We start from the raw sequence: 23,649 nt of genomic DNA, 5'->3' as shown, positions 1-23,649 counted from the left end.
GACTTCTAGTGTCCCTCGTGCCGAGATCAGTCGATGATCCAGAACACGAGGGGCGGACATGAAAGCGGCCAAGGAACGAGCGAGCGCAAGTCAGGATGCGACCGCGCACCCGGGCAGGATCGGGCCCCGGATCATGGATGTCGACGCACTGCGCGGCTTCGCGCTGTTGGGCATCCTGATTGTCAACATCACCTTCTTCGCCTCCGGCTATCCGGTCTTCGGCGCCAAGGACCCGGCCTTCTCCTCTGGCGTCGACCACGCCCTGCACTGGGTGCAGGCACTGCTCTTCGACACGAAGTTCTACCTGCTGTTCTCCTTCCTGTTCGGCTACAGCTTCACGCTGCAGTTGGACTCGGCGGCTCGTCAGGGCGCCGCATTCACGCCGCGCATCCTGCGCCGCATCGCCGGTCTGCTCGTCCTCGGTGCCGCGCACTCCGTACTGCTGTTCCACGGCGACATCCTGAGGCTCTACGCCGTGCTCGGCCTGATCCTGCTCGCTGTCCACCGGATCCGCCCGCGTACCGCACTCATCGTGGCCGGCGTACTGATCGGGCTCACCGCGCTGTCACTCGTTCTGTCCGGACTCGCCATGCTGGCCGATCCCGCCATGGCGACTGACCCGGCCGGCGCCGCGGCCGAGGGTGCACGGTCCACCGCGGCGCTGCAGGGCGGACCTGCCTCGGTGATCGCGGAGTACGTCCGGCTGTTGCCTCAGAACCTCCTGGCCTGGGCCTCCATGCAGGCACCGACCGCGCTCGCGGCGTTCCTGGTGGGTCTGGCCGCCGGCAAGCGGCGGTTGCTCTCTGACGTCGCCCAGCACATCGGTGTCCTGCGCGCGGTGCAGTGGGCGGGTTACCCAATTGGACTCGTGGGTGCGGTGGTGTTCACCAGCTTCGGTACGTCCTACGGCAGCGGTGCCGGGGCCGTGTTCGCGCTCGCCCTCAGTGTGATCACCGCTCCCCTGCTGACGGCCGCCTACGTGGCGACCCTGCTGCGGCTGTTCCAGTCGGAGCGAGGACAGCGCATCGCCGCGGCGCTCGCCCCCGCCGGCCGGATGGCTTTGTCCAACTACCTCTTCCAGTCGCTGATTTGTACGCTGCTCTTCACCGGCTACGGGCTTGGTCTGATTGGCCAGCTCTCCCCGCTCGTCGTCCTGCTCGTCGCGGTCGCGATCTTCTGCGCTCAGTTGGTGGTGAGTACGCGGTGGCTGGCGAGCCACGGGTACGGCCCGGTGGAGTGGCTCCTGCGGGCTCTGACCAATGCGGCCCGGCCAGCCTGGCGACGCGTTCCCCAGCTCTCTCAGCCGCGCTGATCCGCGTCGACCAGATCGGCTCCATCCGCCGTTCCCACTTGATCGGGTACCAGATCAGTGGGGACGGCGGATGACCTCGCGCAGGCGGGCAACGCCCGGCGCGACCAGCGCCCACGACACGTCGAGGTCGAAGACCGCCAAGGCACCTGTCGGATAGCCGTCGGCGAGCGGCGTACGCGCGGGACGGCTCGAATCGTCGTCCAGGATGCTCGCGAGCCCGGCGACCGACGGGTTGTGACCGACGATCAGGAGCGTGCCGATCTCGTCCGGCACCTCGTTGATCACGTCGAGGAGATCGTCCACCGTGTTGGCATAAACCCGGCGATCGATGTCGACCTCCGGTGCCGCCTTGAGTCCCGCCGCGAACCACTCCCAGGTTTCCCATGCCCGCCGTGCCGGTGAGACCACCACGAGTTCAGGGGTGACGCCGCGGGCCCGGCACTCCGCTCCGGCGTACTCCGACTGTCTCCGTCCGCGGCCGGCCAGCGGACGGTCCTGGTCGCTGACTCCGAGCGGGGACTCGGCCTTACCATGGCGCAGCAGCAGGAGTCGTCGGGTCACGTCCTCCACTCTGCCAGCCCGGTGAGCCTGCGCCTCGACCAGGCGTGCCGCCGTCCAGGCGCCGCGGAATTCTCGGTTGCCCGACCGCGGAGTCGTCCGAAGAATCTGACCCGACGACTCTCTGACCTTTGAGAGGTCGCGCGACCTCTCAAAGGCATCTCGTGACCAGGTGGAGGCTTCATGTCGTACGGCACTGGCGCGACCACGGCCAATCCCGACGTACGAATCCGGCCGTACGCCGGTCCTCCAGACCACACCGGCCTTCAGGCCGTCCGGTCGGCCGTACGCGATGGTGACGGCTGGTTCCCTGGACCGGACGACCCCGACTGCTCGCCCGACCAGCGGGCCACCTGCCTGGTCGCCGAAGTCACGGACGGGTCGGGCAAGCAGATCGTCGGGTACACCTGGCTCGACTGGTGGACCGAGGTCGACTCCACCCGGGTCTACCTGCTGTTGGGGTGGGTCGCACCGGCCTGGCTGCGGCGCGGTATCGGCGGTGCGCTCCTGACCCGGCAGGAGGAGCAGGCCTCAGCTCTCGCCCGGCGCCAGCCAGGATCTGGGCCGATCATGCTCGGCACGAACGCCGCGGAGGACGACCCGGAGACCGCGGCACTGCTCCACCGCCACGGATACCGCCTCGCCTTCACCGTCGTCACCATGACGTGCGACCCGGCCGCCGCGACCCGGCTGACCCCACCACCCACCCTCCCCACCAGCATCGACCTGCGCACCGTCGCCGAGACTGACCACCCGCGGATCCATCAGGCGATCGAAGAGTGCTTCACTCCCAGCCGGACCGGATATGTCCCGCGTTCCTTCGCCGAATACCAGCGAGATGTCAGGGAACGCCAGCACGACACCGATCTGTGGCGCGTCGCCTGGGCCGGCGACGAGGTCGCGGGGGTCGTCATCAGCGAGATCCGGCCGGACGGCACCGGGCACACTCCGTGGGTCGCGGTCCGGGAGCCGTGGCGGCGGCGCGGACTCGGCAGAGCCCTGGTGTACGGGAGCCTGTGCGGCCTGGCTGACCGCCGCGTCCCCTCGGCCGAACTCAGCACCGTCGCCGAGAATCCGCATCGCAGCGTTCGGTTCTACGAAGGTCTCGGATATCAGGTGATCGAGCGGGAGCCGCGCTATCGCAAACCACTCCCGCTTTCCTCGTGATCAGGTCCTGCGGTCTGGTTGGTGCGGCGAGCATCACCGGGCTGATGGTGGGGTTCAACGATTACCCGGCCTCGACGCCTATTCAAACTCTTCGGTGGGTGCTCGAGACGCGGGTCGAATTCGCCGCGTGAGGTGCGCAATCTGGCGCGTGAGGTCCAGCGGATGTACACAATGTGAGACACCAACCGCAGCGCACCCCGACCTGGCGGAAGAATCCCCACCTGCTCTTACGGCGTGACCGCCACGGCGCGGGACCGGTCGGCGGCGATTCGGATGGCGAGTCCGGCCAGCACCGTCCCCATGACGTAGCGCTGGACGCGAAGCCAGGTCGGCCTTCGCGCGAGGAACGCGGCGATGGAGCCCGCGGTCACCACGATCGCGGCGTTGACGCTCAACGCGATGCTGATCTGGATGAGCCCCAGCGTCAGGCTCTGGGTGCCGACGTGACCGCGGCTCGGGTCGACGAACTGCGGGAGCAGCGAGACGTACAGGATCGCGATCTTGGGGTTGAGCAGGTTGGTGACCAGGCCCATCGTGAAGAGCTTGCGGGGCGGGTGCGCCGGCAGCGGCGTAGGTGCGAACGCCGATCCGCCGCCGGGGCGCACGGTCTTCCACGCCAACCAGAGAAGGTACCCCGCCCCGGCCAGCTTGAGCGCGGTGTAGAAAGCCGGCACCAGCGCGAAGAGCGTCGCGATACCGGCGGTCGCGGCCAGCAGGTAGACGAAGAACCCAACCGCGACGCCGAACAGGGAGATAAGCCCGGCGCGGCGGCCCTGCGTCACCGATCGGGAGACCAGGTAGATCATGTTGGGCCCGGGTGTCAGGACCAACCCGAGCGCCACCAGCGCGATACCCATGGCCGCGTTGAAACTGATCACAGCACCTCCCTGGCGGGGCGGCAGGGCGCCCCCCTGGTGGCGGCAGGGCGCCGACCGACCGCCCCCGAGCCTAGGTGGTCGCGCGATCTCTAAGCGACGCGCACCGGCAGCTCGCGAAGTGTCGCGGCGGTCGCCAGCGCCGCCTGGGTCGCTTCGTACCCCCGATCCTCGGCCGACCCCGCGAGCCCGGCACGGTCGAGCGCCTGCTCCACGGTGTCGCAGGTGAGGACGCCGAACCCCACGGGTACGCCGGTCTCCACCGAGACCTGGGTCAGGCCCACGGTGGCGGCCTGGCAGACGTAGTCGAAGTGCGGCGTGCCGCCGCGGATCACCGCGCCCAACGCCACCACCGCGTCGACGTCACCGGATCGGGCCAGGCGGGCCGCCGCGACCGGCAGCTCGAACGACCCCGGCACTCGTACCACCAACGGCTCGGGTATCCCGGCCTCGGTCAGCGCTCGCAAGGCGCCGTCCACCAGGCCACCCATCACCTGCTCATGCCAGGAAGCCGCCACCACGCCGACCCGCAGGCCGTCCACCGCGCCGGGGCGAACCACCGGCGCGCCTGTACCACTCACAATGCCCTCCCAGGCAAGACGTCCAGATCCGGATGCCCGACGAGGTCGGGCAACAAGTGACCGAGCCGGTCCCGTTTGGTCAGCAAGTAGCGAACGTTCTCGGCGTTCGGCGTGACCGTGAGGGGAACCATCGCCTCCACGAGGAGACCGTGGCTTTCGAGCCCGGCCCGCTTCGCGGGGTTGTTGCTGAGCAACCGCAGCCGGCGTACGCCCAGATCGGTGAGGATCTGCGCGGCGATCCAGTAGTCACGCGCGTCCGCGGGCAGACCGAGCGCGAGGTTCGCCTCCACCGTGTCGTGGCCGCTGTCCTGCAGGTGGTAAGCCGCCAGCTTCGACAGCAGACCGATACCGCGGCCTTCGTGCCCGCGGAGGTACACGACGACACCGGCCTCGGCCCGACCCACCGTGGCGAGTGCCCGCTCCAGCTGCGGGCCACAGTCACACCGCAGGGATCCGAACACGTCGCCGGTCAGGCATTCCGAGTGCACCCGCACCACAACGCTGGCCGCGGTGGCGGGATCGCCCTTCACCAGCGCCACATGCTCCGATCCGTCGACCGTGGACCGGTAGCCGATCGAACGGAACTCGGCGTGCGCCGTCGGCAACCGTGACTCGACCACCCGCTCGACGAGGGATTCGTGCCGCCGGCGGTACCGGACGAGATCGGCGATCGACACCAGCACGAGCCCGTGCTGGTCCGCGAACGCGCGCAGCTGCGGACCGCGCATCATCGTCCCGTCGTCGTTCACCAGTTCGGCGAGTACGCCCGCCGGCGGGCAGCCCGCGAGCCGGGCCAGGTCGACGGCCGCCTCGGTGTGCCCCGGACGGACGAGCACCCCGCCGGGCCGGTAGCGCAACGGGAAGATATGACCCGGCTGTACGAAGTCCTCGGCTCCGGCCGCGGGATCGGCCAGCAACTGGATCGTGCGGCTCCGGTCGGCAGCGGAGATCCCCGTCGTCACGCCGCGCGCGGCGTCGACGCTGACCGCGAACGCTGTCCGCATGGACTCGCGGTTGTGTGCGGTCATCGGCGGGATGCCCAGCTGGTCAAGGCGTTCACCCAGGAGGGGTACGCACACGACCCCGCTGGTGTGCCGGATCGTGAACGCCAGCAGCTCAGGTGTCGCCGCGCCCGCGGTGAAGATGAGGTCACCTTCGTTCTCGCGGTCCTCGTCGTCGACCACGATGACCGGACGGCCGGCGGCCAGCTCCGTCAGGGCCTTCTCGATCGGGTCTGTACGAACCCCAACCTCGCTCATGCCCGCCCTCGCTTCGCTTCGGCCGCGCATGAGGCACCCCAGGACCTGTCTTGAATGACTCGCTCGCTGCGCTCGCTCATGCTGACTCACCTCCAGCCAGCGCCTCCGCCGGCTGCGGCGCTGGTGCCGACCGCAGACGGTGCGTGACCCGGAGCCAGGTCACCATGCCGAGGACGCAGAAGCCGCCATAGACCAGATACAGGATTGCCGAGGGGTAGTAGCCGGCCACGACGAGTAGTGGCACGCCGACCGCATCGACCGCGATCCAGATCAGCCAGAACTCCACCCAGCCGCGCGCCATGCCGTACGTCGCCAGGATGCTGCCGGTGAGGATCCACGCGTCGGCCAGCGGACCCCACGAGCCCAGCCGGTCAAGGATGTACGAGAACACCGCCACACCGACCGCCGCCGCGACCAGCATCTGCAGGCGTTCCCGCCAGGTCGCCCAACGGGGTGCGACCGCTCCCCCGTCACCCGCCTCATGCCCACTGCGGGTCTGCCGCCAGCGCCACCATCCGTAGGCGCTCACCGCGAAGAAGAACACCTGCCGACCGGCCTGGCCCCACAGGTCGAGGTTCTGAGGAGTGTGGAACACGCCGCCGAGGAACACCGTGAAGAGCAGGACGTTACCTATCATCCCGACCGGCCAGGCCCCGACCTTGCGACGCATGCCGTAGATCGCGCTGGCCAGACCGAAGCCATTGCCGATGATCTCGCGCCAGAGAATCTCCGAGCCAGCGATGTGCAGCTTGGCGTCAAGCAGCCAGGTCACGGAATTCATGCCGACACCTCTTCCGCGGAGAGCCGCTCGACGTACTTCGCGATCACGTCCACCTCGAGGTTCACGAGGTCGCCGGGCACCTTCAGGCCGAGGGTCGTCAACCTGAGCGTCGTCGGGATGAGCGCGACGGTGAACACCGGCTCCGGCTCGTCCTGGACGGCGGCCACGGTGAGCGACACACCGTCGACCGCGATAGAGCCCTTCTCCGCGACGTACTTCGACAGCCCGGCGGGCACCGCGATCTCGACCAGATCCCAGTGCGGCGTGCTCTGCCGGCTGAGGATCCGCCCGGTGCCGTCAATGTGCCCTTGCACGATGTGGCCGCCGAGCCGGCCATCGGCGCGTACGGCGCGTTCGAGGTTGACGGACACGCCGGGCCGCAGGGATCCGATGGTGGTGCGGGCGAGGCTTTCGGCCATCACGTCCACGGTGAACCGGCCCTGGTCGGGAGCCACCTCCACGACCGTGAGACAGCAGCCGTCGACGGCGATCGAGTCGCCGGGACGCGCGTCCGTGGTGACCCGCGAGCCGCGCGCGGTGAGTCGCGCGGAGTCTTTCAGGCGTTCGAGGTCGATGACCTCGCCGCGTTCTTCGACGATTCCGGTGAACACCGGCTGATCCCTGCCTTCCGGTCCCGCTCAGACGGCACCGGGGAAGGATCGAGGGTCACGACTTGCGCACCCCAGGGCTTTCGTCGCCACTGCAGGCGAGCCCGAGGGTACGGTCGCGGCCCGCGTGCTGCCTCCCATCCGGACTTTCACCGTCGGTCCAGGAGTTCCACCTGGTCAACCGTCTGCCAGCCAAGGGATCTGGCCGGCAGCCGGGTCGCGGACTGTCACCGCCGGTTCGGAATTACACCGACCCCGGAGCACGCGCGAGCTTTGCTCGTACGTCGTTCAGTCTGGCACGCCCAGGCAAATCCGGCAGCGGTCGCCGGCATGATCTGCGCCACGCCGGCCCGCCCGCCCACCGCTCAAAATGATCAACGGTCCCCGAATCGGACAGCTCCCACGTGAATGTCCGATTCCGGGACCGTTGATCATCAACGCCGCGGCCCGGTCCGGGAGAAACGACCAACGCTCCCCGGACCCAGCCCGCACGGTTACTTCCGTGGCGCCACACCGTACGACCGGATCACGGTCTGCTCGACCGCGTTGCCGCTGGCGTCCTTGCCCTTCACCCGCAGCGAGACGAACCCGCCAGCCACCGCCGACGGATGCCTGACGGACGCGGTGCCGCCATCGGCCGTACGCCCGGTTACCGGCACCGACTGCCAGCGCTTGCCGTCGTCGTACGACACCTCGAGGCTGAGGCTAGTGATCCGGCTACCACCCTCTGGGCGTTCGATCCGGACGCTGAGCGGGAACGGCTTGTTGAGCGGTGCCCGACCCAGTGCGTCGAAGGCACCCGAGACCTTCACGTTCAGCAACGGCAGATCGGCCGGCTCGTCACCCGCCGGCCGGGCGGACCGGAACGTCCAGCGGGTGTCGAGCTTCGTGGCGTACTTCCACCCGGGCATCTGCCCGGCGACCTGATAGTCGAGGGTGTACGTCGCCTCGTCGGCCGGCACCTCGAACGACCCGAAGAAGGGAATGTCGCTCTCGCCGACCTTCTTGCCGTTCCGCGCCAAGGCGAGGCCACCGGTGACGTTCGCGGGGTTGTAGAGCAACCGGTGTCCCCACTGCCCGGTCTGTGCCACCGTCGGGAAGACGTCGATCGTCGCACCGTGCGTGGCCCAGGCCGACGGACCGAACGCGGGAGTGTTCCAGGCCCGGGTGTACCGCTTCCGCGCGGCGAACCGCTCGATCGGGCCGTCCTCATAGATTTCCGCGTAGCGGCCGAGGAGTTCGTCAAGCCAGAACTGCCCGCTCCACCGCATCCGGTCGGCCGTGAAGTACTCCGTGCCCTGCGCCGGCGCCGTCACCCGATACGCGACCGCGACCGGGAAGGTCGGGAACTCGTCGAGGATCACACTGTTCTGGCGGGCACCTAGACCATCGGTCGTGCCCGGCGTGCCGTACTGCGCCGACACCTCGGCCAGGTCACGCCGAGCCGCGGTGAAGGTGAGCCGCGCCGGGATCTGGCCGCGTACCGGGAACGCCAGGTTGTAGTACGACTGCTTCGCCGCGTCGGGCCCGGCGTAGCTCTGGGCGTAGAGGAACGTGTAGGGGCGGTCCTTGGTCGCGGTGGGGCTCGGAAGGGCGAAGATCTCGAAGCCCTCGCCACCGCGCACGCTGGTGAAGGCCCTGCTCCCGGCAAGCTCCTCGATCACACCGATCCAGGGATCCCCGACAGCCTTCGCCTTGGAGTCGGGCAGCCGGGCGCCCGGTGCATGACCCTGCCGGGCGTCGAACGCCAGGTCAAGGTCGCGGTCGACGACGAGCTTCGGGTTGCCGAGCAGCGTGGCGTCCTTGGGCCAACCGTTTTCGTCGAGGCTGAGGATCAGGCCCGACAGCGAGTAGGCACCAGCTTCGATCCGGCCCCGCATCGCGCCGTCGGACCACCGAAGCTCGCTGATCTTGCCGTCGGCCAGGTCGGCCAGTCCGAGGAGCGCGCCGGTCTGCAGCCCGTCCCGGTCGGTCGCGCGGATCGTCAGGTCGTACGACTCCGGCTCGACCATCACCCCCACGCTGGTCTGGATCTGGAGGTCGCCGGACCGCGCGGTGACCCACCCGGACGCCAGGCCGGTCGGCGCCTTGGCGGGGTCGACGGTGAGGACGGCCTTGGCCTCCGCGTGCGCGGGCACGGTCAGGCTCGTCGTGTCGAGCGTGACCGCCGAGGCCGGCATCGGCCCGCCGTCGGGGCCGGTGAGGTTGAGCTCGAGCGCCAGCGTCACCGGGGTGTCACCGTCGTTGCGGTACGTCAGTGTCCTGGTCGCGGGATCCGGGTGGGGATAGCGGAGGTACGCCGAGACGCTGGCAGACGCGGCGCTGACCTGCTGGCTCACGGCCCGGCCGACGTCGAGGCGGCCGCTGCCCTGCTCGAAGACGCTCTGGCCCTGCTGGCGCTCGGCGGAGCCGGTCAACGCCGGCTTGAGCTGGCCGGCCTTCCAGGTCGGGTGCTGCTGGGCGAGGATCGCGGCGGCGCCGGCGACGTGCGGCGTCGCCATGGAGGTCCCGCTGGCCCGGACGTACCTCTCCTCCACGACCTCGCCCATGGTGGTGCCGTCCGCCCGCGCGGCGGCGATCGCGACACCAGGGCCCGTCAGGTCGGGCTTGACGGCGTAGTCGTTCAGGCGCGGACCCCGTCCGGAGAACCTCGCCAGCTGGTCGGACTTGTCGACCGCGCCGACGGTGAGCGCGCTGGTGGCCGCGCCAGGCGCGCCGACCACGCGGTCGTTGCCGGTCGCCACGACGAACAACGTGCCGGTCTCCGCGGTGAGCCGGTCGACGCCCTGGGAGAGGAGGTCGGTGCCGTCGCTGGCTTCGTACGACGACAAGCTCATGTTGACGATCTCGGCACCGCTGGTGGCAGCCCACTCCATACCGGCGAGGATCGCGGACTCCTGGCACCCGACCTCGGTGCACACCTTGCCGTCGAGCAGGGACGCTCCAGGCGCCACGCCCTTGTACTTCCCCTGCGAGGCCGCGCCGGTGCCCGCGATCGTCGACGCGACGTGAGTGCCGTGTCCCACGGTGTCTCTGGCGGCTTCGTCGGTGAAGTTGCGGGCCTGCTCGATCCGCCCGGCGAGGTCGGGGTGGCTCGTGTCGATTCCGGTGTCGAGGACGGCGACGGTGACACCCGTCCCGTCGAAGCCCGCCTCCCATGCAGACGGAGCGCCCACCTGCGGAACGCTCTGGTCCAGGGCGGGCTCAGCCATCCCGTCGAGCCAGATCTTCTTTACCCCCGCCGCCAGCGTGGTCGCGCCCGTCGCGCCATCCGACCGCACCGAAGCGCCGGAGGAGGCGATCAGCGACGACCAGAACGCCGGTGCGTCTGCCTTCTTCGTACGCACCGCGACCGCGTCGAGGGCGCCGAGCCGCTTCTGGCTGGCTCCCTTCGGCAGGGCCAAGGTCCGTGGCGTGTCGGCGTACTGCAGGATCACGGGTACGTCGGAACGCCGCGCGTCGTCGTATCCCATCGCGGCCAGCCCGGTGACGTCGAACAGCCTCGGGTCGAGCGCACCCGAGGCCAGCAACGGTGCGGCGTCAGTGGGGATCACCTGGATCCGGTCGCCGTTGCGGCGCTCCACGAACCCGATCCGAGCCCGCCCCTCCGCGGGTTCGGCGCGCGTCGTGAGGCTGCCGTCGGGAAGTTTCATCAGCCGCACACGGTCACCGGTCACGAGCGTGATGGTGGTGACCGAACCCTCGACAGCGGATCCGCCGGCTCGCGTGACCGGGGCGGGCGGTGCGGATGTTGCCGGCGTCGCGGCGCCGGCGGGCAGCACGCCGAGGCTGGCGGCGACCACCGTGGACAGGCCGGCAATCGCCAACCGGGAACGTCTCAGCATGGGCCGATCTTGCCCGAAGCTTTGTTACAACGTGAGACGGTGATCGAGGAATGGATGTTTCCTCCACCCCACGTGATCGTCGCGGTACTACCCGACGTGACGATTCCTCGTCCGCACACTGCGGTGGGGGTTGGCCCCAGACGGCCGAAGCCCGCGTGGGGCCGCCGTCCGGTGGCTCGCGGCAGTGCCAACGGCGAGGGCCGGAGCGAATCCCTGACCTCTCAGGAGGTGAGGCCCGCGTTCGAACTCGGTCCCGCACTCTCGGCCAGCCGCCGCAGCTCCTCCACCATCCGATCAGGGTCGTCGGCCCCGAACACCGCTGAACCCGCCACGAACACGTCGGCACCCGCCTCCGCGCACCGCTCGATGGTCTCGGCAGAGACTCCCCCGTCGACCTGGAGCCACAGCTCCAGCCCGTGACGTGCGATCAGCTCCCGCGCCCGCCGCACCTTCGGCAGGCAGACGTCCAGGAACTTCTGGCCGCCAAAACCCGGCTCGACGGTCATGACGAGCAGCATGTCGAGTTCGGGCAGCAGGTCTTCGTAGGGATCGACCGGCGTCGCGGGCTTCAACGCCATCCCGGCACGGGTGCCGAGCGACCGGAGCTCCCGGGCCAGCCTGATCGGCGCGCGCGCCGCCTCGACGTGGAAGGTCACGCTGCCGACGCCGACCTCGGCGTACGCCGGCGCCCAGCGGTCAGGGTCCTCGATCATCAGGTGGCAGTCGAGCGGAATCTGCGTGGCCTTGAGCATGGCCTCGACCACTGGCAGGCCGAGCGTCAGGTTGGGGACGAAGTGGTTGTCCATCACGTCGACGTGGAGCCAGTCGGCGTGCGGAACCGCCGCCGCCGCGTCAGCCAGACGCGCGAAATCGGCGGAGAGAAGGCTTGGTGAAATCTGGACTCCCATCGCGGCGCGAGTCTACTGACGCGACGTCCGCCGCAGCAGCGCGAGGTACATCGCGTCGGTGCCGTGTCGATGTGGCCACAGCTGCACGTCGGGCCCGTCACCGAGGTCGGGTACGCCGGGCAGCAGCGGCCGGGCGTCTATCCGCTCCACCTCAGCGCGGCCGGCCAGCACCGTCGCCACGATGTCCCGGGTCTCCGCCAAGTGGGGCGAGCAGGTGACGTAGGCAACCACTCCGCCAGGACGGACGGCGTCGAGGGCGGACTCGAGCAGGCCGAGCTGCAGGGGCCGTAGCGCGCGCACGTCCGCTGGCTCGCGCCGCCAGCGAGCTTCCGGACGCCGCCGCAGAGCGCCGAGGCCGGTGCAGGGTACGTCGACGAGCACCCGGTCGAAGCGTCCGCCGCGCCACGGCGGCACCGTGCCGTCGGCCACGACCGTGGCGAGTACGCCCGCACCGCCCCGGAGGTTTCGGGCCACGAGCGCGGCTCGATGGGGCTGCCGCTCCACGGCGAGGAGCCGCGCCGAGCGCTGTGCGGCGAGCCCGGCGAGCAAGGCCGCCTTGCCGCCCGGGCCCGCACACAGGTCCAGCCAGGTCGAGTCCGGGCCGTCGAGCTCGGCGTGGGCGAGCGCGAGCGCCACCAGTTGGCTGCCCTCGTCCTGGACACCGGCCCGCCCGGCCGCGACCGCGGGAATGCGGTGCGGGTCGCCCTCGTCGAGGATCGCGGCGTACGGCGACCACAGACCGGGACGAGCGCCGGCGGCCTGGAGTTCGTCGACGGTCGACCGCCCGGGCCAGGCGGCGACGGCGACCCGGGCCGGCTCGTTGTCGGCGGCGAGCAGGGCCGCTGTCTCCTCCAAAGACCCGCCCAGCGCGTCGCGGAACGCCGCCACGATCCAGCGCGGATGGCTGTGCACTGCGCCCAGATGGCTCAGCGGATCGGCCTCGTAGTCGGGTGCGAACTCGGCGAGCCAGCCCGGAAGATCGCGGGCCGCCACCTTGCGCAGGACGGCGTTGACGAGCTTCGACGCCCCGACTCCCGCGACCCGGCGCGCCAGGTCGACGCTCGTGGCCACGGCCGCGTGCGGCGGGACCCGCATGCCGAGCACCTGATGTGCACCCAACCGGAGTACGTCGAGCACCTCGGGATCGAGGTCCCGCAACTTCCGGTTGACGCAGCGCCCCAGCACCCGGTCATAGGTGCCGCGGCGGCGCAGCGTGCCGTTCGCGAGTTCGGTCGCGAACGCCGCGTCCCGGCCGCCGAGCCCCCGCTCCCGCAGCGCAGCGGCGAGCGCCAGGTTGGCGTACGCATCTCGGGTCGTCACCGCATGGACCACGTCGTAGGCGACCAGCCGCACCGGATCGACAGTGGACGGGCGCCGGCTGGAACCACCATGCCCAGCCCGGTGCGGAGTGCGCACGTGCGGCCGGCTCACGCCAGCCGCTCCCCCGAGCCCAGGTGACTACCCCGGACCCAGTCGGAGGCCGGCATCATCCGCTTGCCGCGAGCCTGCACCTGTCCGAGGACCACCGGCACGCTCCCGGTACCGACGAGAACGCGGGACTTCTCCGCGGCGATCTCACCTGGAGCCAGCTCGGCCGTATCGCTGGCGATGGTGACCGGCCCGAGCTTCAGGCGTTCGTCCCGGAACGTGCTCCACGCACCTGGGTCCGGAGTCGCGGAGCGGATCAGGCGGTCGATCGCGAACGCGGGTGCGCTCCAGTCGACGCGTACGTCGTCGACCGTCACCTTGCTGGCGTAGGTCACGCCCTCGGCCGGCTGTGGCTGGGCCTCGAGAGCGCCGGAGGCGATCCCGTCCAGGGTGTGAACGAGCAGTCGGGCCCCACTCTCGGAGAGGCGCCCGAGCAGGTCACCCGCGGTGTCGGCCGGTTGGATCGGCTCGGTGACGAACCCGAACACCGGGCCGGCGTCGAGTTCCTTCACGATCCGGAACGTCGTCGCACCGGTGAGATCGTCGCCCGCGCGGATCGCGTGCTGGACGGGCGCGGCGCCCCGCCAGGCCGGCAACAACGAGAAGTGCAGGTTGACCCAGCCTTCGGGCGGCACGTCGAGAACGTTCTGTGGCAGCAGGCCGCCGTAGGCGACGACCGGGCAGCAGTCGGGCGCGATCTCCTTCAGTCGCTCCAGGAACGCCGGGTCCTTGGCTGACGTCGGCGTGAGCACCTCAAGGCCCTCGGCCCGTGCCCGCTCGGCCACCGGCGACGGTTGCAACCTGCGTCCCCGACCCGATGGCGCGTCCGGTCGGGTCAACACCGCCACGACCTCGTGGTCACTTGCCAGGATGGCTTCGAGTGAAGCTACCGCTGGTTCTGGCGTCCCCGCGAAAAGCAGTCGCACTTACAGCGCCCGTCCCAACGTCGCGTGCGGCGACACCCGCACGTCTGGTGTCGGCTGGCCGGCCCACTCGGCCTCGCGGATCATCCGCAGGGCCTCCTTGCGGGCCTCGCGGTCAAGCCGGTCGACGAAGAGCACACCGTCAAGGTGGTCGGTCTCGTGCTGGATGCACCGCGCCAGGAGCTCGGAACCCTCCAACGTGACCGCATCGCCGTACATGTTGAAGCCCTTCGCGACCACCCGCATCGCCCGCCGGCAGTCCCAGGTGAACCCGGGGATCGACAGGCAGCCCTCCGGCCCGAACTGCTCCTCATCAGACAGATCCAGCTGGGGGTTGATCAGGTGTCCGACGACGTCATCGACGTTGTAGGTGAAGATCCGGAGCCCCACGCCGATCTGCGGCGCGGCGAGCCCGCTGCCGGGCGCCTCGAGCATCGTGTCGGTGAGGTCCTGGACGAGCTTGCGCAGCTCCTTGTCGAAGTCCGTCACGGGTTCGGCCGGCGTTCGCAACACCGGGTCACCGAACAGGCGGATGGGCTGGACGGCCACGCGGTTTCTCCTCGGTTAGGTGCGTTGACGTTCGCAGGGGCGCCCGGCCGAGCGGTCGGCGCGGTAACGCTCCGGCCAGTTTACGGAGGGCCACCGGCAGGCGGCCCGGACCGCCCATCCCAGGTCAACAGGTTGGCCGCCAGCTCCGCCTGCTCGATCGCGTCGTCCAGTGCGTGGTGGGTGTGCGGCCGGCGCGCCCGGAGGGACCTCGGCAGGCGCACCTTGCTGGCCTGGGTGATCGGAACACCCGCCTTGATGGCGTACGTCGTCTTCAGGTCGATGCAGCGCGAATGCCCGAAGGGCGAGCCCTCGTCCGCGTACCGCATGAAGTACCAGTACATCCACAGCCAGTCGAAGCTCAGCGGGAACGCCACGAAAACGGGTACGTGGTCCCCGGCCACCTGCCGGATCCACGCGGCCGCGGCGTTCATTGCCTCCGCCGGGTCTCTGCCCTCCCGGAGCAGGCGGTCTCGATCGAGGCCACTGACCGCCAGCGCGTCCGGGTTATAGCCGTCGGAGATCGGGCGCAGCTCGGCGTAGAAGGTGTGCGCGGTCGGGTCCACCGGCACGAACGACGTACCGTCGAACGTCCCCGCGACTGCCAGGCCGAAGCTCAGCATGGAGTACGGGCCCGGGATCGGCCCGTCGGCTTCTACGTCCGCGCTGAGGTAGATGTCTGGCCGGGTTGGCATGGCCGGCACCGTAGCAACCCGACCGTGCGCGCTCCGGGACGGTGGACGCTCGATGCGGTGGCGGTCCGACACTCTGGACGTCCTAGAGTGCGGGCGTGCGATGGAAGGTTCACGGCGAGCGTTCGATCTACGAGAGCGAGTGGGTCTGCCTCGGGCTGGCTGACGTCGAGCTTCCCGATGGTCGCCGCTTCGACCATCACGTCGTCCGGATGCCCGGCCACGGCGCGGGGGCCGTCGTCCACGATCCTGAACGCGGGCTGCTGTTGCTGTGGCGGCACCGGTTCATCACCGACACGTGGGGCTGGGAGATTCCCGCCGGGAGGGTCGACCCTGGCGAGACGCCGGCCGAGGCGGCCGCCCGGGAGACTCTGGAGGAGACCGGCTGGCGCCCCGGACCACTGCGTCCGCTCGCGAGCTACCACCCCAGCAACGGCATCGCCGACCAGAAGTTCCACCTCTTCGCCGCCGCCGGTGCCACGCACGTCGGCGATCCCTCCGACGCGATGGAAGCCGAGCGGGTCGCGTGGGTGCCGATGCCTGAGGTACGCCAGATCGTCCGGGACGGACGGATGCTGGACGGGCTGTCGCTGACGGCGGTCCTTTATGCCCTCGCCTTTGGAGAGCTCGACTCGTCAGGCCAGTGACCGGCGCCCGCCGTGCGCGGCCGACCGGCATGCGGCTCGGGTTACGTTTCCGCATCAGGCGCCGCGTCCCGCGCCACCGGCATCGTCGCCTGCCTAGCATCCGCGTGAGGTCCGCCAGCACGCGCGCTACAGAGGAGGCAGGCAGTGCCCATCCGCATTCTCGCCACGCCCGATCCCGGTCAGACGAAGGTCCAGCTCGTGCTCCCCGACGATATCCACGACGGACCCGTCTCGGCGGTCGGCAGCTTCAACGACTGGACACCGGGACGACACCGGCTCATCCGGCGGAACAACGGCACGCGCAGCATCACCGTGACGGTCGCCCGGGGCCAGGAGATCCACTTCCGCTATCTGGGTTCGGGCGGGCGGTGGTTCGACGACCCGGAGGCGCACGCCATCGACCACAACGGCGGCATCATCCGGGTCTGAGGCCGGGGCCCGGTCCCCAACCGATCGCGATCTGGGGGCTGCTCAGGCGAGCAGTCCCCCGGCGGCGAGTTGGCCCCGCAGCGTCGCACCGTTCACGAAGACCTCAGCGCGCATGCCCACCTGGCGGGCGGCCGTCACGTTGACGGCGAGATCGTCGGTGTAGAACGTCTGGTCGGCGGCCAGGTCATGTCGGTCCAGGAGGAGCTGATAGATCTCCGGGGCTGGCTTCGACACCCGCTCCACACCCGAGACGACGGCGCCGTCCAGCGCCCGGAGGAACTCCCACCGCTCCAGCGACACCTGCCACTTCTCGGCGGAGAAGTTCGTCAACGCGTACGTCGGCACGCCAGCCGCCCGCAGGTCAGACAGAACCTCCACCGTGTCCTCGAGCGCACCCGCGACCATCTCCGCCCAGCGTTCGTCGTACGCCCGGATCAGGTCCGCGTGCTCGGGGAAGCGTGCGGTGAGCTCAGCGACCGCCTCGGCCCAACTCCGGCCCGCGTCCTGCGCGGCGTTCCACTCGGGGGTGCACACCTCGGCGAGAAACCGCTCCACGCTCCTCTCGTCAGGAAGCAGCGAGCGGTACAGGTAGCGAGGGTTCCAGTCGAGGAGAACGCCACCGACATCGAAGACCACCGCGCTGATCGAAGCGACACGTGTGGAGGAGGAGGCGTCGGGCGTGGTCGTCGTGGTCGAACTGGTGGGGGCGGTTGGAGCGGAATCCGGAGTTTCGGTCACGGCATCCGACCCTACCCAGCCCCGGTGAGCCAACCTGACCGCCCGGAGCCACCAGAACGTCCTGATCCCCCGGATCCGCCCTGATCCGCACTGACCGCCGGATCAGCCGAGGACGACCGGATCGATGTCGACCCGGACGGCGCCAGCCGCCTTGCGCGCGCTGCGGACCCCCTGCGCGGCCTTGAGCGCCGACGCGAGGCGGGTGCCCCCGGCCCGCGGGACCCGGACGACCAGGCGTACGCCGGCCTCCTCGTCGTCGCCGAGCGGCACCGGTCCCAGGACCTCCGCCTCCTCGGGTAGTTGGGTGAGCTCCGCCAGGTCTGTCACTGCATCACTCGGACCCTCGAGAGTGGCCAGGCGTACGGCGGGCGGGAAGCCGGCCACCTGCCGTTCGGCGAGTTCACGCTCGGCCTGCGCGACCGGACTCCAGCGCACGAGCGCCTGGATCGCGGGAATTCCAGGATCCCCCATCACCACGACGGCGCCGCCATCGCCGGCGGAGCGCACCAGGCCCGCGGCGTTGAACCAACGCCGCAGCGCCTCCTCACCCGCACGCAGGTCGGCACGGGCCAGGGCCAGCCAGGTGTCGAGGATGAGCGCGGCGGCGTAGCCGCCTTCGGCGACGGGTTCGGCGCCAGGCGTCGCGACGACCAGGGCCGGCTCGGGTCCCACCGTGTCGAGCACGCGCGTGCCGCCCGAGGTGCGGACGGGGACCCGCGGGAACGCCCGGCCGAGTTCCTCCGCCGTACGCCGGGCGCCCACGACCGGCGCCCGCAGGGTCGTACCGTGACAGGTCGGGCACCGCCACGCGACGGCCGGACGGCCGCACCATCCACAGGCCGGCGGCTGGCCGGCCGCGCCGAGTTGAAGCGGGCCCGAGCACGCGCCACACCGCGCCGGCCCACGGCAGGTCTGGCAGGCCAGGGCCGGGAGGTAGCCCGCCCTCGGCACCTGTACGAGGACCGGCCCCGCGGCCAACGCCGCCCGCGCCGCTTCGAACGCACGGTGCGGCAGCCGCACGGCCCGAGCGGCCGGGTCGCGGGCCAACTCGAGGTCACTCTCCCCCGCCACGAAGACGCGCGGCGCCTCTGTGCGAACCCGCGACCGGCTGGCAGCCAACGGATGCGCCCACCCGGTCGCCAGGAGGCGGGCACCCTCCGCCGTCACCGCGAAGCCGCCGACGAGGGCGGCGCACCGGCCTTCGTGCGCCCGGAGAAGAAGCACCTCCCGAACATGGGGGTACGGCGCCCTCGGCTCGGCGTGCAGGTCGTCCCCGTCATCCCAACAGGCGACGAGCCCGAGGTCGGCGACCGGAGCGAACGCCGCCGCACGGGTGCCGACCACGCAGCGCACCGCGCCCCGGCGTACGGCAAGGAACCTCCGGTAACGCTCGGCCGGCCCGAGTTCGGCGGTGAGGACCACGTGCCGATCGGGTCCCAGAAGCTCCGCGCAGGCCTGGTCCACGCGGGCGACATCGCGATGGTCGGGAACGACGAGGAGGACACCCCGTCCCGCCGCCAAGGTCGCCGCGGCCGCGTGGGCGAGGCAGCGCGGCCAGTCCTCTCCCGGGAGCGCCGACCAGACGGCCCGCGGGGCATCTCCACGACGCAGAGCATCCACGAACGAGGGCCCGGTGTCGTACTCCTGCCAGGGACCCGCGGGCTCCGTCAGGTCGGTGGCTGGCGCGGCACCCACGGGTGGCGTGGGTTCGGTCGCCGGCTCGCCCTCGACCCGTGCGTGGCGTGGCGGCACCGCGAGGCGTACGACGTCGGCGAAAGTGCCGGCGTATCTGTCGGCCACCAGCCGGGCCAGTCGCGCCACCTCGGGGGCGAGCACCGGCTCGCTCGACACCACCCGGCGCAGCGGCATCAACCGACCTCGATGGTCGGACTCGGCGACGCGTTCCAGGACGTAGCCGTCAAGGTCCTGGCCCGCGAACCGGACGCGTACCCGACACCCGGGCACGCACGCCTCATGCATGCGGGCCGGAACGACGTAGTCGAAGGGCCGGTCGAGATGGGCCAGCGAGACATCCACCGCGACCCTGGCGATCGGTAACTCCGGCGCGGGCGCCTGCGACGGCTTGGGCGCACGACGGACCTTCGCGCGTACCAGCGCGAGCTGGCCCCCGTCCTCCTCGGTCACCCCCGAAGGCTAAGAGGTCGCACGGACAGGCACCTCGCGGGGCCAACGGTGCGACGCCCGGGAACGCCGGAAGGCCCCCAGGGTGGGTGTCCCTGGAGGCCTTCCGGCGATGCTCGAAACCGTGCTGCGCGCACAGGCGCGTGCCCGTCTGTAAGACCGGGTGCCGGTCAGCTGAGGCCGGCGGCGCTGCGGAGGGCGTCCGCGCGGTCGGTCCGCTCCCAGGTGAAGTCAGGCTCGTTGCGGCCGAAGTGACCGTAGGCCGCCGTCTGCGCGTAGATCGGCCGGCGGAGGTCGAGGTCACGGATGATGGCCGCTGGACGCAGGTCGAACACCTGCTGGACGGCCTTCTCGATCACGTCGATGGCCACCGTCTCGGTGCCCGAGCAGTCGACGTAGAAACCGACGGGCTGGGCCTTGCCGATCGCGTAGGCGACCTGGCATTCGCAGCGCCTGGCGAGCCCGGCGGCGACGATGTTCTTGGCCACCCACCGCATGGCGTACGCCGCGGAACGGTCGACCTTTGTCGGGTCCTTGCCGCTGAAGGCGCCGCCACCGTGCCGGGCGTATCCGCCGTAGGTGTCGACGATGATCTTGCGGCCGGTGAGACCCGCGTCGCCCATCGGGCCACCGACTTCGAACCGGCCCGTCGGGTTGACGTAGAGCCGGTAGCCCTCGGTGTCGACGTCGAGCGCGCTGAGCACGGGGTCGACGACCTGCGTCCTGATGTCGGGCGTGAGCATGTTGTCGAGGTCGATGCTCGCGGCGTGCTGGGTCGACACCACCACCGTGTCGACCCGGACCGGACGATCGCCGTCGTACTCGACCGTCACCTGCGTCTTGCCGTCAGGCCGGAGATAAGGGAGGGTGCCGTCCTTGCGGACGGTGCTGAGGCGCTTGGCCAGGGTGTGTGCCAGCGTGATCGGCAGCGGCATGAGCTCAGGGGTCTCGTCACAGGCGAAACCGAACATCATGCCCTGGTCACCGGCACCCTGACGGTCGATCGGGTCGGAGGATCCGTCGGCGCGCTCCTCCCAGGCGCCGTCGACTCCCTGCGCGATGTCTGGGGACTGCGAGCCGAGGGAAACCGTCACCCCACACGAGGCGCCGTCGAAGCCCTTCGCCGACGAGTCGTAGCCGATCTCGAGGATGCGGTCACGCACCAGCGACGCGATGTCGGCGTACGTCTGCGTGGTGACTTCGCCGGCTACCACGACCAGACCAGTCGTCACCAGAGTCTCGACCGCGACCCGGCTCTGTGGGTCCTCCTTGAGGAGCGCGTCGAGAACGGAGTCACTGATCTGGTCGGCGATCTTGTCTGGGTGGCCCTCGGTGACCGACTCGGAGGTGAACAGTCGTCGGGACACGGCCATCCTTTCTGTTGGGATTGCCTCTCCGCGAAGCGCGAAACAGACGATCAGGAGAGTGACAGCGCACTCGTCGTGCAGCGAGAGTCAGGGCGCTCGCGTTGTAGAGGTGGGGCCAAGACTAACGAGGTCAACCTGTCAATGGGTACCGATGGGCCATGTTTCGGGGGTTATGACGTTGCGTGCCTACTCCATGGCGTTCCGTCAAGTCGCGAACCATCGCGCACACCCGCTGTTGATAGGCACGCGGCGGATAGGAACCTCCGGAGTACAGCGACTGGTAGCGCGGCACCAGCTCGGGATGGAGCCGGGCGAGCCAGGCGAGATACCACTCCCGTGCACCCGGGCGCAGGTGCAGGACGATCGGCGTCACGCTCGCGGCACCCGCCTCCGCGATCGCCCGCACCGTCTCCTCCAGCCGCTCCGGTCCATCACTAAGGAACGGCAGGATCGGCGCCATGAGAACGCTGACCGAAAAGCCGGCGTCGGCGAGCGTCCGGCACATGCGCAGTCGCGCCTGCGGACTCGGCGTGCCCGGCTCGACCTCGCGCCACAACTCGGCGTCGACCGAGCCGATCGACACGCTCAGTGCGACGTCAGTGACCTGCGCAGCCTCCCTGAGTAACTCCAGATCGCGGAGCAACAGCGCGCCCTTGGTGAGGATGGAGAACGGATTACGGGCATCGCGCAGCGCGGCGATAATCCGCGGCATGAGTTGGTATCGACCCTCGGCCCGCTGATAACAGTCGACATTGGTGCCCATCGCGATCGGCTCGCCGCGCCAACTGGGTTTTACCAGCTCCTTGCGTAACAATTCCGGTGCATTTACCTTGACGATCACCTTGCTGTCGAAGTCATGTCCCGCATCGAGGTCGAGGTATTCGTGGGTGCGCCGGGCAAAGCAGTAGACGCACGCGTGACCACATCCTCGATACGGATTGATCGTCCACTGGAAAGGCACCCGCGAAGCCGCCGGCACCTTGTTGATGATCGTGCGGGCCCGCACCTCATAGAAGGTCATCCCGTGGAACTCGGGCGTGTCGAAGGTGCGGCCACACGACTCCATGCCGAAGAGCGTCAACTCGGCTGGTTGGTCGCCGTCACTCGACGCGCCGACGCGCTGTCCATCCCATCGCACACGCCCACCCTATCGAACGGTTGTTCGACCTTCCAGGTCCGGCCCGGCGCGGCGCCGAACCCGTCACCCACCGACGTGGATGGTCACGAACCCCGTGGCCAAGAGATAGATGAGCAGGGCGGCGGTGAAGACCACCGCGACACGGAGCGCCACCCAACGCTCGGCCCGGAACTCCCGGGCGGTCTCGCGGGCCTTCCTGTAATCGGTGCAGGTTCGGGTGAAATGCTTCCACCGCCGCCCGGCACCGAATGCGATCGCCGCCGCGACCGCCATCAATACCGCAGCAACTTCCCCCATTCCTGGATGCTAGCGACGAGCGCCGACAGATATGGAGATGATTAGCAATGTCCATGGACGCGACATCAGTCAACGAAAATTCACAAAGCACGGACCTGCTTTTTGTCAGACCGTCTGAACGCTGCGGGGCGGACTGAGGATTCGAGGTCGCTGACGCTCAGCCGGCCTGGTCTGGCCGAGCGGGGAGGCGGACGGAGACGAGGTCCCAGATGCGGTGCGCGAGTTGGTCCTTGGAGCCGCGGGAAACCACCGTCTCCGAGCCGTCGGCACCGATGATGACCGCTTCGTTGTCGAGCGCCTCGAAGCCTTTGCCCGCGCCCACTTCGTTGACGACGAGAAGATCGCATCCCTTGCGGGCGAGCTTGTGGCGACCGTGCTCGAGGACCGTGCCATGCTCGTCGCCGGTCTCGGCGGCGAACCCGACGACCACCAGGTCTGGTCGAGGACGGTGCTGGGCGATCTCGGCGAGGATGTCGGGGTTTTGCACCAACTCGACGGTCGGCGCGGACACGTCGTCGGTCTTCTTGATCTTGTGTTCGGCGTACGTCGCGGGCCGGAAGTCGGCCGGAGCCGCGGCCATCACCACGGCGTCGGCGTTCTCGGTCGCCTCGAGCATGGCGTCTCGCAGGTCGCGGGTCGAGACGACGGGCGTGACCTTGACCCCAGCGGGGTCCGGCAGGCTGGAGTTGGCGGCGACGAGGGTCACGCTCGCACCTCGCGCCACCGCGGCCCGGGCAAGCGCGTAGCCCTGCCGGCCGGAGGAACGGTTGCCCAGGAAGCGGACCGGGTCGAGGAACTCCCGGGTGCCGCCCGCGCTCACCACCACGCGTCGCCCCAGCAGGTCCTGTCCCTGACCGCCGGCCTCGCGGGTCAGGATCCCCTGACACACCTCGAAGAGTTGCTCGGGCTCGGGCAACCGGCCCTTGCCGGTGTCGGTGCCGGTGAGGCGGCCCTCGGCCGGCTCCAGCACGAACGCGCCGCGCTCGCGAAGAGTCGCGACATTGGCGCGGGTCGCCGGGTGTTCCCACATCTCGGTGTGCATTGCCGGCGCGAAGACGATTGGGCAGCGCGCGGTGAGGAGGGTCGACGTCAGCAGGTCATCGGCGAGACCGTGCGCGGCCTTCGCGAGCAGGTCAGCTGTCGCCGGCGCCACCACCACCAGGTCGGCCTGCTGGCCGAGCCGCACGTGAGGCACCTCGTGGACGTCGTCCCACACCTCGGTGTGCACGGGCTGGTGGGAGAGCGCCGCCCAGGTCGGTGCGCCGACGAACCGCAACGCACTCGCGGTGGGTACGACGCGCACCTCGGCGCCCGACTCCACCAGGAGCCGCAGGAGTGAGCACGCCTTGTAGGCGGCGATACCACCAGCGACTCCCAGCACCACCTGGGGCCGCGACCGATCTGACAT

At 70.0% G+C, this 23,649-nt stretch carries 22 protein-coding genes and 1 riboswitch; of the genes, 4 read left to right on the top strand and 18 right to left on the bottom strand.

The annotated features are described in order from the left end of the window. The first annotated feature begins 58 nt into the window (after positions 1–58). Complete coding sequence (locus B141_RS0103370) at positions 59–1,312, top strand: DUF418 domain-containing protein (protein WP_157180771.1); 1,254 nt, start codon at positions 59–61, stop codon at positions 1,310–1,312. 54 nt (positions 1,313–1,366) lie between these two features. On the opposite strand, the gene B141_RS48965 is transcribed toward B141_RS0103370, so the two are convergent. Next, on the bottom strand, positions 1,367–1,873 hold the full coding sequence (locus tag B141_RS48965; RefSeq protein WP_026256864.1) for a SixA phosphatase family protein: 507 nt from the start codon (positions 1,871–1,873) through the stop codon (positions 1,367–1,369). Positions 1,874–2,053: 180 nt separating this feature from the next. Between B141_RS48965 and B141_RS0103360 the strand changes: the two genes are divergently transcribed. Beyond that, the gene (locus tag B141_RS0103360) at positions 2,054–3,037 is read left to right on the top strand and encodes a GNAT family N-acetyltransferase (protein ID WP_020573757.1); all 984 of its coding nucleotides are present in this window, start codon (positions 2,054–2,056) and stop codon (positions 3,035–3,037) included. Between the two features lie 227 nt (positions 3,038–3,264). Here B141_RS0103360 and B141_RS0103350 read toward each other — a convergent pair whose 3' ends face one another. The 11 genes from B141_RS0103350 to B141_RS0103300 all read right to left on the bottom strand — a co-directional run bounded on the left by B141_RS0103350 (position 3,265) and on the right by B141_RS0103300 (position 15,486). After that, positions 3,265–3,915 carry a LysE family translocator gene (locus tag B141_RS0103350; protein WP_020573755.1) on the bottom strand — a complete coding sequence of 217 codons (651 nt, stop codon included), beginning with the start codon at positions 3,913–3,915 and terminating at the stop codon, positions 3,265–3,267. An 89-nt stretch (positions 3,916–4,004) separates the two neighbouring features. Further along, the gene (gene ribH / locus B141_RS0103345; protein ID WP_020573754.1) at positions 4,005–4,493 is read right to left on the bottom strand and encodes a 6,7-dimethyl-8-ribityllumazine synthase; all 489 of its coding nucleotides are present in this window, start codon (positions 4,491–4,493) and stop codon (positions 4,005–4,007) included. Continuing rightward, on the bottom strand, positions 4,490–5,752 hold the full coding sequence (locus B141_RS0103340; protein WP_020573753.1) for a bifunctional 3,4-dihydroxy-2-butanone-4-phosphate synthase/GTP cyclohydrolase II: 1,263 nt from the start codon (positions 5,750–5,752) through the stop codon (positions 4,490–4,492). The genes ribH and B141_RS0103340 overlap by 4 nt, the downstream gene beginning before the upstream one ends. A 76-nt stretch (positions 5,753–5,828) precedes the next feature. Next, complete coding sequence (gene pnuC / locus B141_RS0103335; RefSeq protein WP_020573752.1) at positions 5,829–6,533, bottom strand: nicotinamide riboside transporter PnuC; 705 nt, start codon at positions 6,531–6,533, stop codon at positions 5,829–5,831. Beyond that, complete coding sequence (locus tag B141_RS0103330) at positions 6,530–7,144, bottom strand: riboflavin synthase (protein WP_020573751.1); 615 nt, start codon at positions 7,142–7,144, stop codon at positions 6,530–6,532. Before B141_RS0103330 ends, pnuC begins: the two co-directional genes overlap by 4 nt. Positions 7,145–7,264: 120 nt before the next feature. After that, positions 7,265–7,409, bottom strand: a riboswitch (FMN riboswitch). Positions 7,410–7,635: 226 nt separating this feature from the next. Continuing rightward, positions 7,636–10,986: a S8 family serine peptidase gene (locus tag B141_RS0103325; protein WP_026256863.1), complete on the bottom strand. Its 3,351-nt coding sequence runs from the start codon at positions 10,984–10,986 to the stop codon at positions 7,636–7,638. A gap of 221 nt (positions 10,987–11,207) precedes the next feature. Continuing rightward, positions 11,208–11,894: a ribulose-phosphate 3-epimerase gene (rpe, locus tag B141_RS0103320; RefSeq protein ID WP_020573749.1), complete on the bottom strand. Its 687-nt coding sequence runs from the start codon at positions 11,892–11,894 to the stop codon at positions 11,208–11,210. Positions 11,895–11,906: 12 nt separating this feature from the next. Next, positions 11,907–13,247 (bottom strand): RsmB/NOP family class I SAM-dependent RNA methyltransferase, encoded by a 1,341-nt coding sequence (locus tag B141_RS0103315; protein ID WP_020573748.1) that lies wholly within the window; start codon positions 13,245–13,247, stop codon positions 11,907–11,909. A gap of 74 nt (positions 13,248–13,321) precedes the next feature. Continuing rightward, a complete protein-coding gene (gene fmt / locus B141_RS0103310) occupies positions 13,322–14,248 on the bottom strand; it encodes a methionyl-tRNA formyltransferase (RefSeq protein ID WP_026256862.1) in 927 nt (308 codons plus the stop codon). Further along, positions 14,249–14,794 carry a peptide deformylase gene (gene def, locus B141_RS0103305; protein ID WP_020573746.1) on the bottom strand — a complete coding sequence of 182 codons (546 nt, stop codon included), beginning with the start codon at positions 14,792–14,794 and terminating at the stop codon, positions 14,249–14,251. 80 nt (positions 14,795–14,874) lie between these two features. Then, positions 14,875–15,486, bottom strand: a complete 612-nt coding sequence (locus tag B141_RS0103300) for a hypothetical protein (RefSeq protein ID WP_020573745.1) — start codon at positions 15,484–15,486, stop codon at positions 14,875–14,877. A 95-nt stretch (positions 15,487–15,581) separates the two neighbouring features. On the opposite strand from B141_RS0103300, the gene B141_RS0103295 reads away from it, so the two are divergent. Further along, positions 15,582–16,130 (top strand): NUDIX hydrolase, encoded by a 549-nt coding sequence (locus B141_RS0103295; RefSeq protein ID WP_020573744.1) that lies wholly within the window; start codon positions 15,582–15,584, stop codon positions 16,128–16,130. A 144-nt stretch (positions 16,131–16,274) separates the two neighbouring features. Beyond that, positions 16,275–16,559: an isoamylase early set domain-containing protein gene (locus tag B141_RS0103290; protein ID WP_020573743.1), complete on the top strand. Its 285-nt coding sequence runs from the start codon at positions 16,275–16,277 to the stop codon at positions 16,557–16,559. A gap of 42 nt (positions 16,560–16,601) precedes the next feature. Here the strand turns inward: B141_RS0103290 and B141_RS0103285 are convergent, their stop codons facing one another. From B141_RS0103285 to coaBC, 6 genes are all read right to left on the bottom strand, one after another. Then, entirely contained in the window at positions 16,602–17,297 is a 696-nt protein-coding gene (locus B141_RS0103285) for an HAD family hydrolase (protein ID WP_020573742.1), read from the bottom strand. 102 nt (positions 17,298–17,399) lie between these two features. Further along, positions 17,400–19,442, bottom strand: a complete 2,043-nt coding sequence (locus B141_RS0103280; RefSeq protein WP_020573741.1) for a primosomal protein N' — start codon at positions 19,440–19,442, stop codon at positions 17,400–17,402. Between the two features lie 167 nt (positions 19,443–19,609). Then, positions 19,610–20,806, bottom strand: a complete 1,197-nt coding sequence (gene metK / locus B141_RS0103275; protein ID WP_020573740.1) for a methionine adenosyltransferase — start codon at positions 20,804–20,806, stop codon at positions 19,610–19,612. Between the two features lie 130 nt (positions 20,807–20,936). Beyond that, the gene (locus B141_RS0103270) at positions 20,937–21,944 is read right to left on the bottom strand and encodes an Rv2578c family radical SAM protein (protein WP_020573739.1); all 1,008 of its coding nucleotides are present in this window, start codon (positions 21,942–21,944) and stop codon (positions 20,937–20,939) included. 63 nt (positions 21,945–22,007) lie between these two features. Next, positions 22,008–22,241: a hypothetical protein gene (locus B141_RS0103265; protein ID WP_157180770.1), complete on the bottom strand. Its 234-nt coding sequence runs from the start codon at positions 22,239–22,241 to the stop codon at positions 22,008–22,010. Between the two features lie 157 nt (positions 22,242–22,398). Beyond that, complete coding sequence (gene coaBC, locus B141_RS0103260) at positions 22,399–23,649, bottom strand: bifunctional phosphopantothenoylcysteine decarboxylase/phosphopantothenate--cysteine ligase CoaBC (RefSeq protein WP_040420391.1); 1,251 nt, start codon at positions 23,647–23,649, stop codon at positions 22,399–22,401.

It is taken from the genome of Actinopolymorpha alba DSM 45243 (assembly GCF_000373925.1).
GTDB lineage: Bacteria > Actinomycetota > Actinomycetes > Propionibacteriales > Actinopolymorphaceae > Actinopolymorpha > Actinopolymorpha alba.
This window is presented reverse-complemented; position numbering and strand designations above follow the sequence as displayed.

Coding starts and splice junctions, on each gene's coding strand:
- B141_RS0103370 (WP_157180771.1), top strand. CDS start 59: ATGAAAGCGGCCAAGGAACGAGCGAGCGCAAGTCAGGATGCGACCGCG.
- B141_RS0103360 (WP_020573757.1), top strand. CDS start 2,054: ATGTCGTACGGCACTGGCGCGACCACGGCCAATCCCGACGTACGAATC.
- B141_RS0103340 (WP_020573753.1), bottom strand. CDS start 5,752: ATGAGCGAGGTTGGGGTTCGTACAGACCCGATCGAGAAGGCCCTGACG.
- pnuC (WP_020573752.1), bottom strand. CDS start 6,533: ATGAATTCCGTGACCTGGCTGCTTGACGCCAAGCTGCACATCGCTGGC.
- B141_RS0103325 (WP_026256863.1), bottom strand. CDS start 10,986: ATGCTGAGACGTTCCCGGTTGGCGATTGCCGGCCTGTCCACGGTGGTC.
- rpe (WP_020573749.1), bottom strand. CDS start 11,894: ATGGGAGTCCAGATTTCACCAAGCCTTCTCTCCGCCGATTTCGCGCGT.
- B141_RS0103300 (WP_020573745.1), bottom strand. CDS start 15,486: ATGCCAACCCGGCCAGACATCTACCTCAGCGCGGACGTAGAAGCCGAC.
- B141_RS0103265 (WP_157180770.1), bottom strand. CDS start 22,241: ATGGGGGAAGTTGCTGCGGTATTGATGGCGGTCGCGGCGGCGATCGCA.
- coaBC (WP_040420391.1), bottom strand. CDS start 23,649: ATGTCAGATCGGTCGCGGCCCCAGGTGGTGCTGGGAGTCGCTGGTGGT.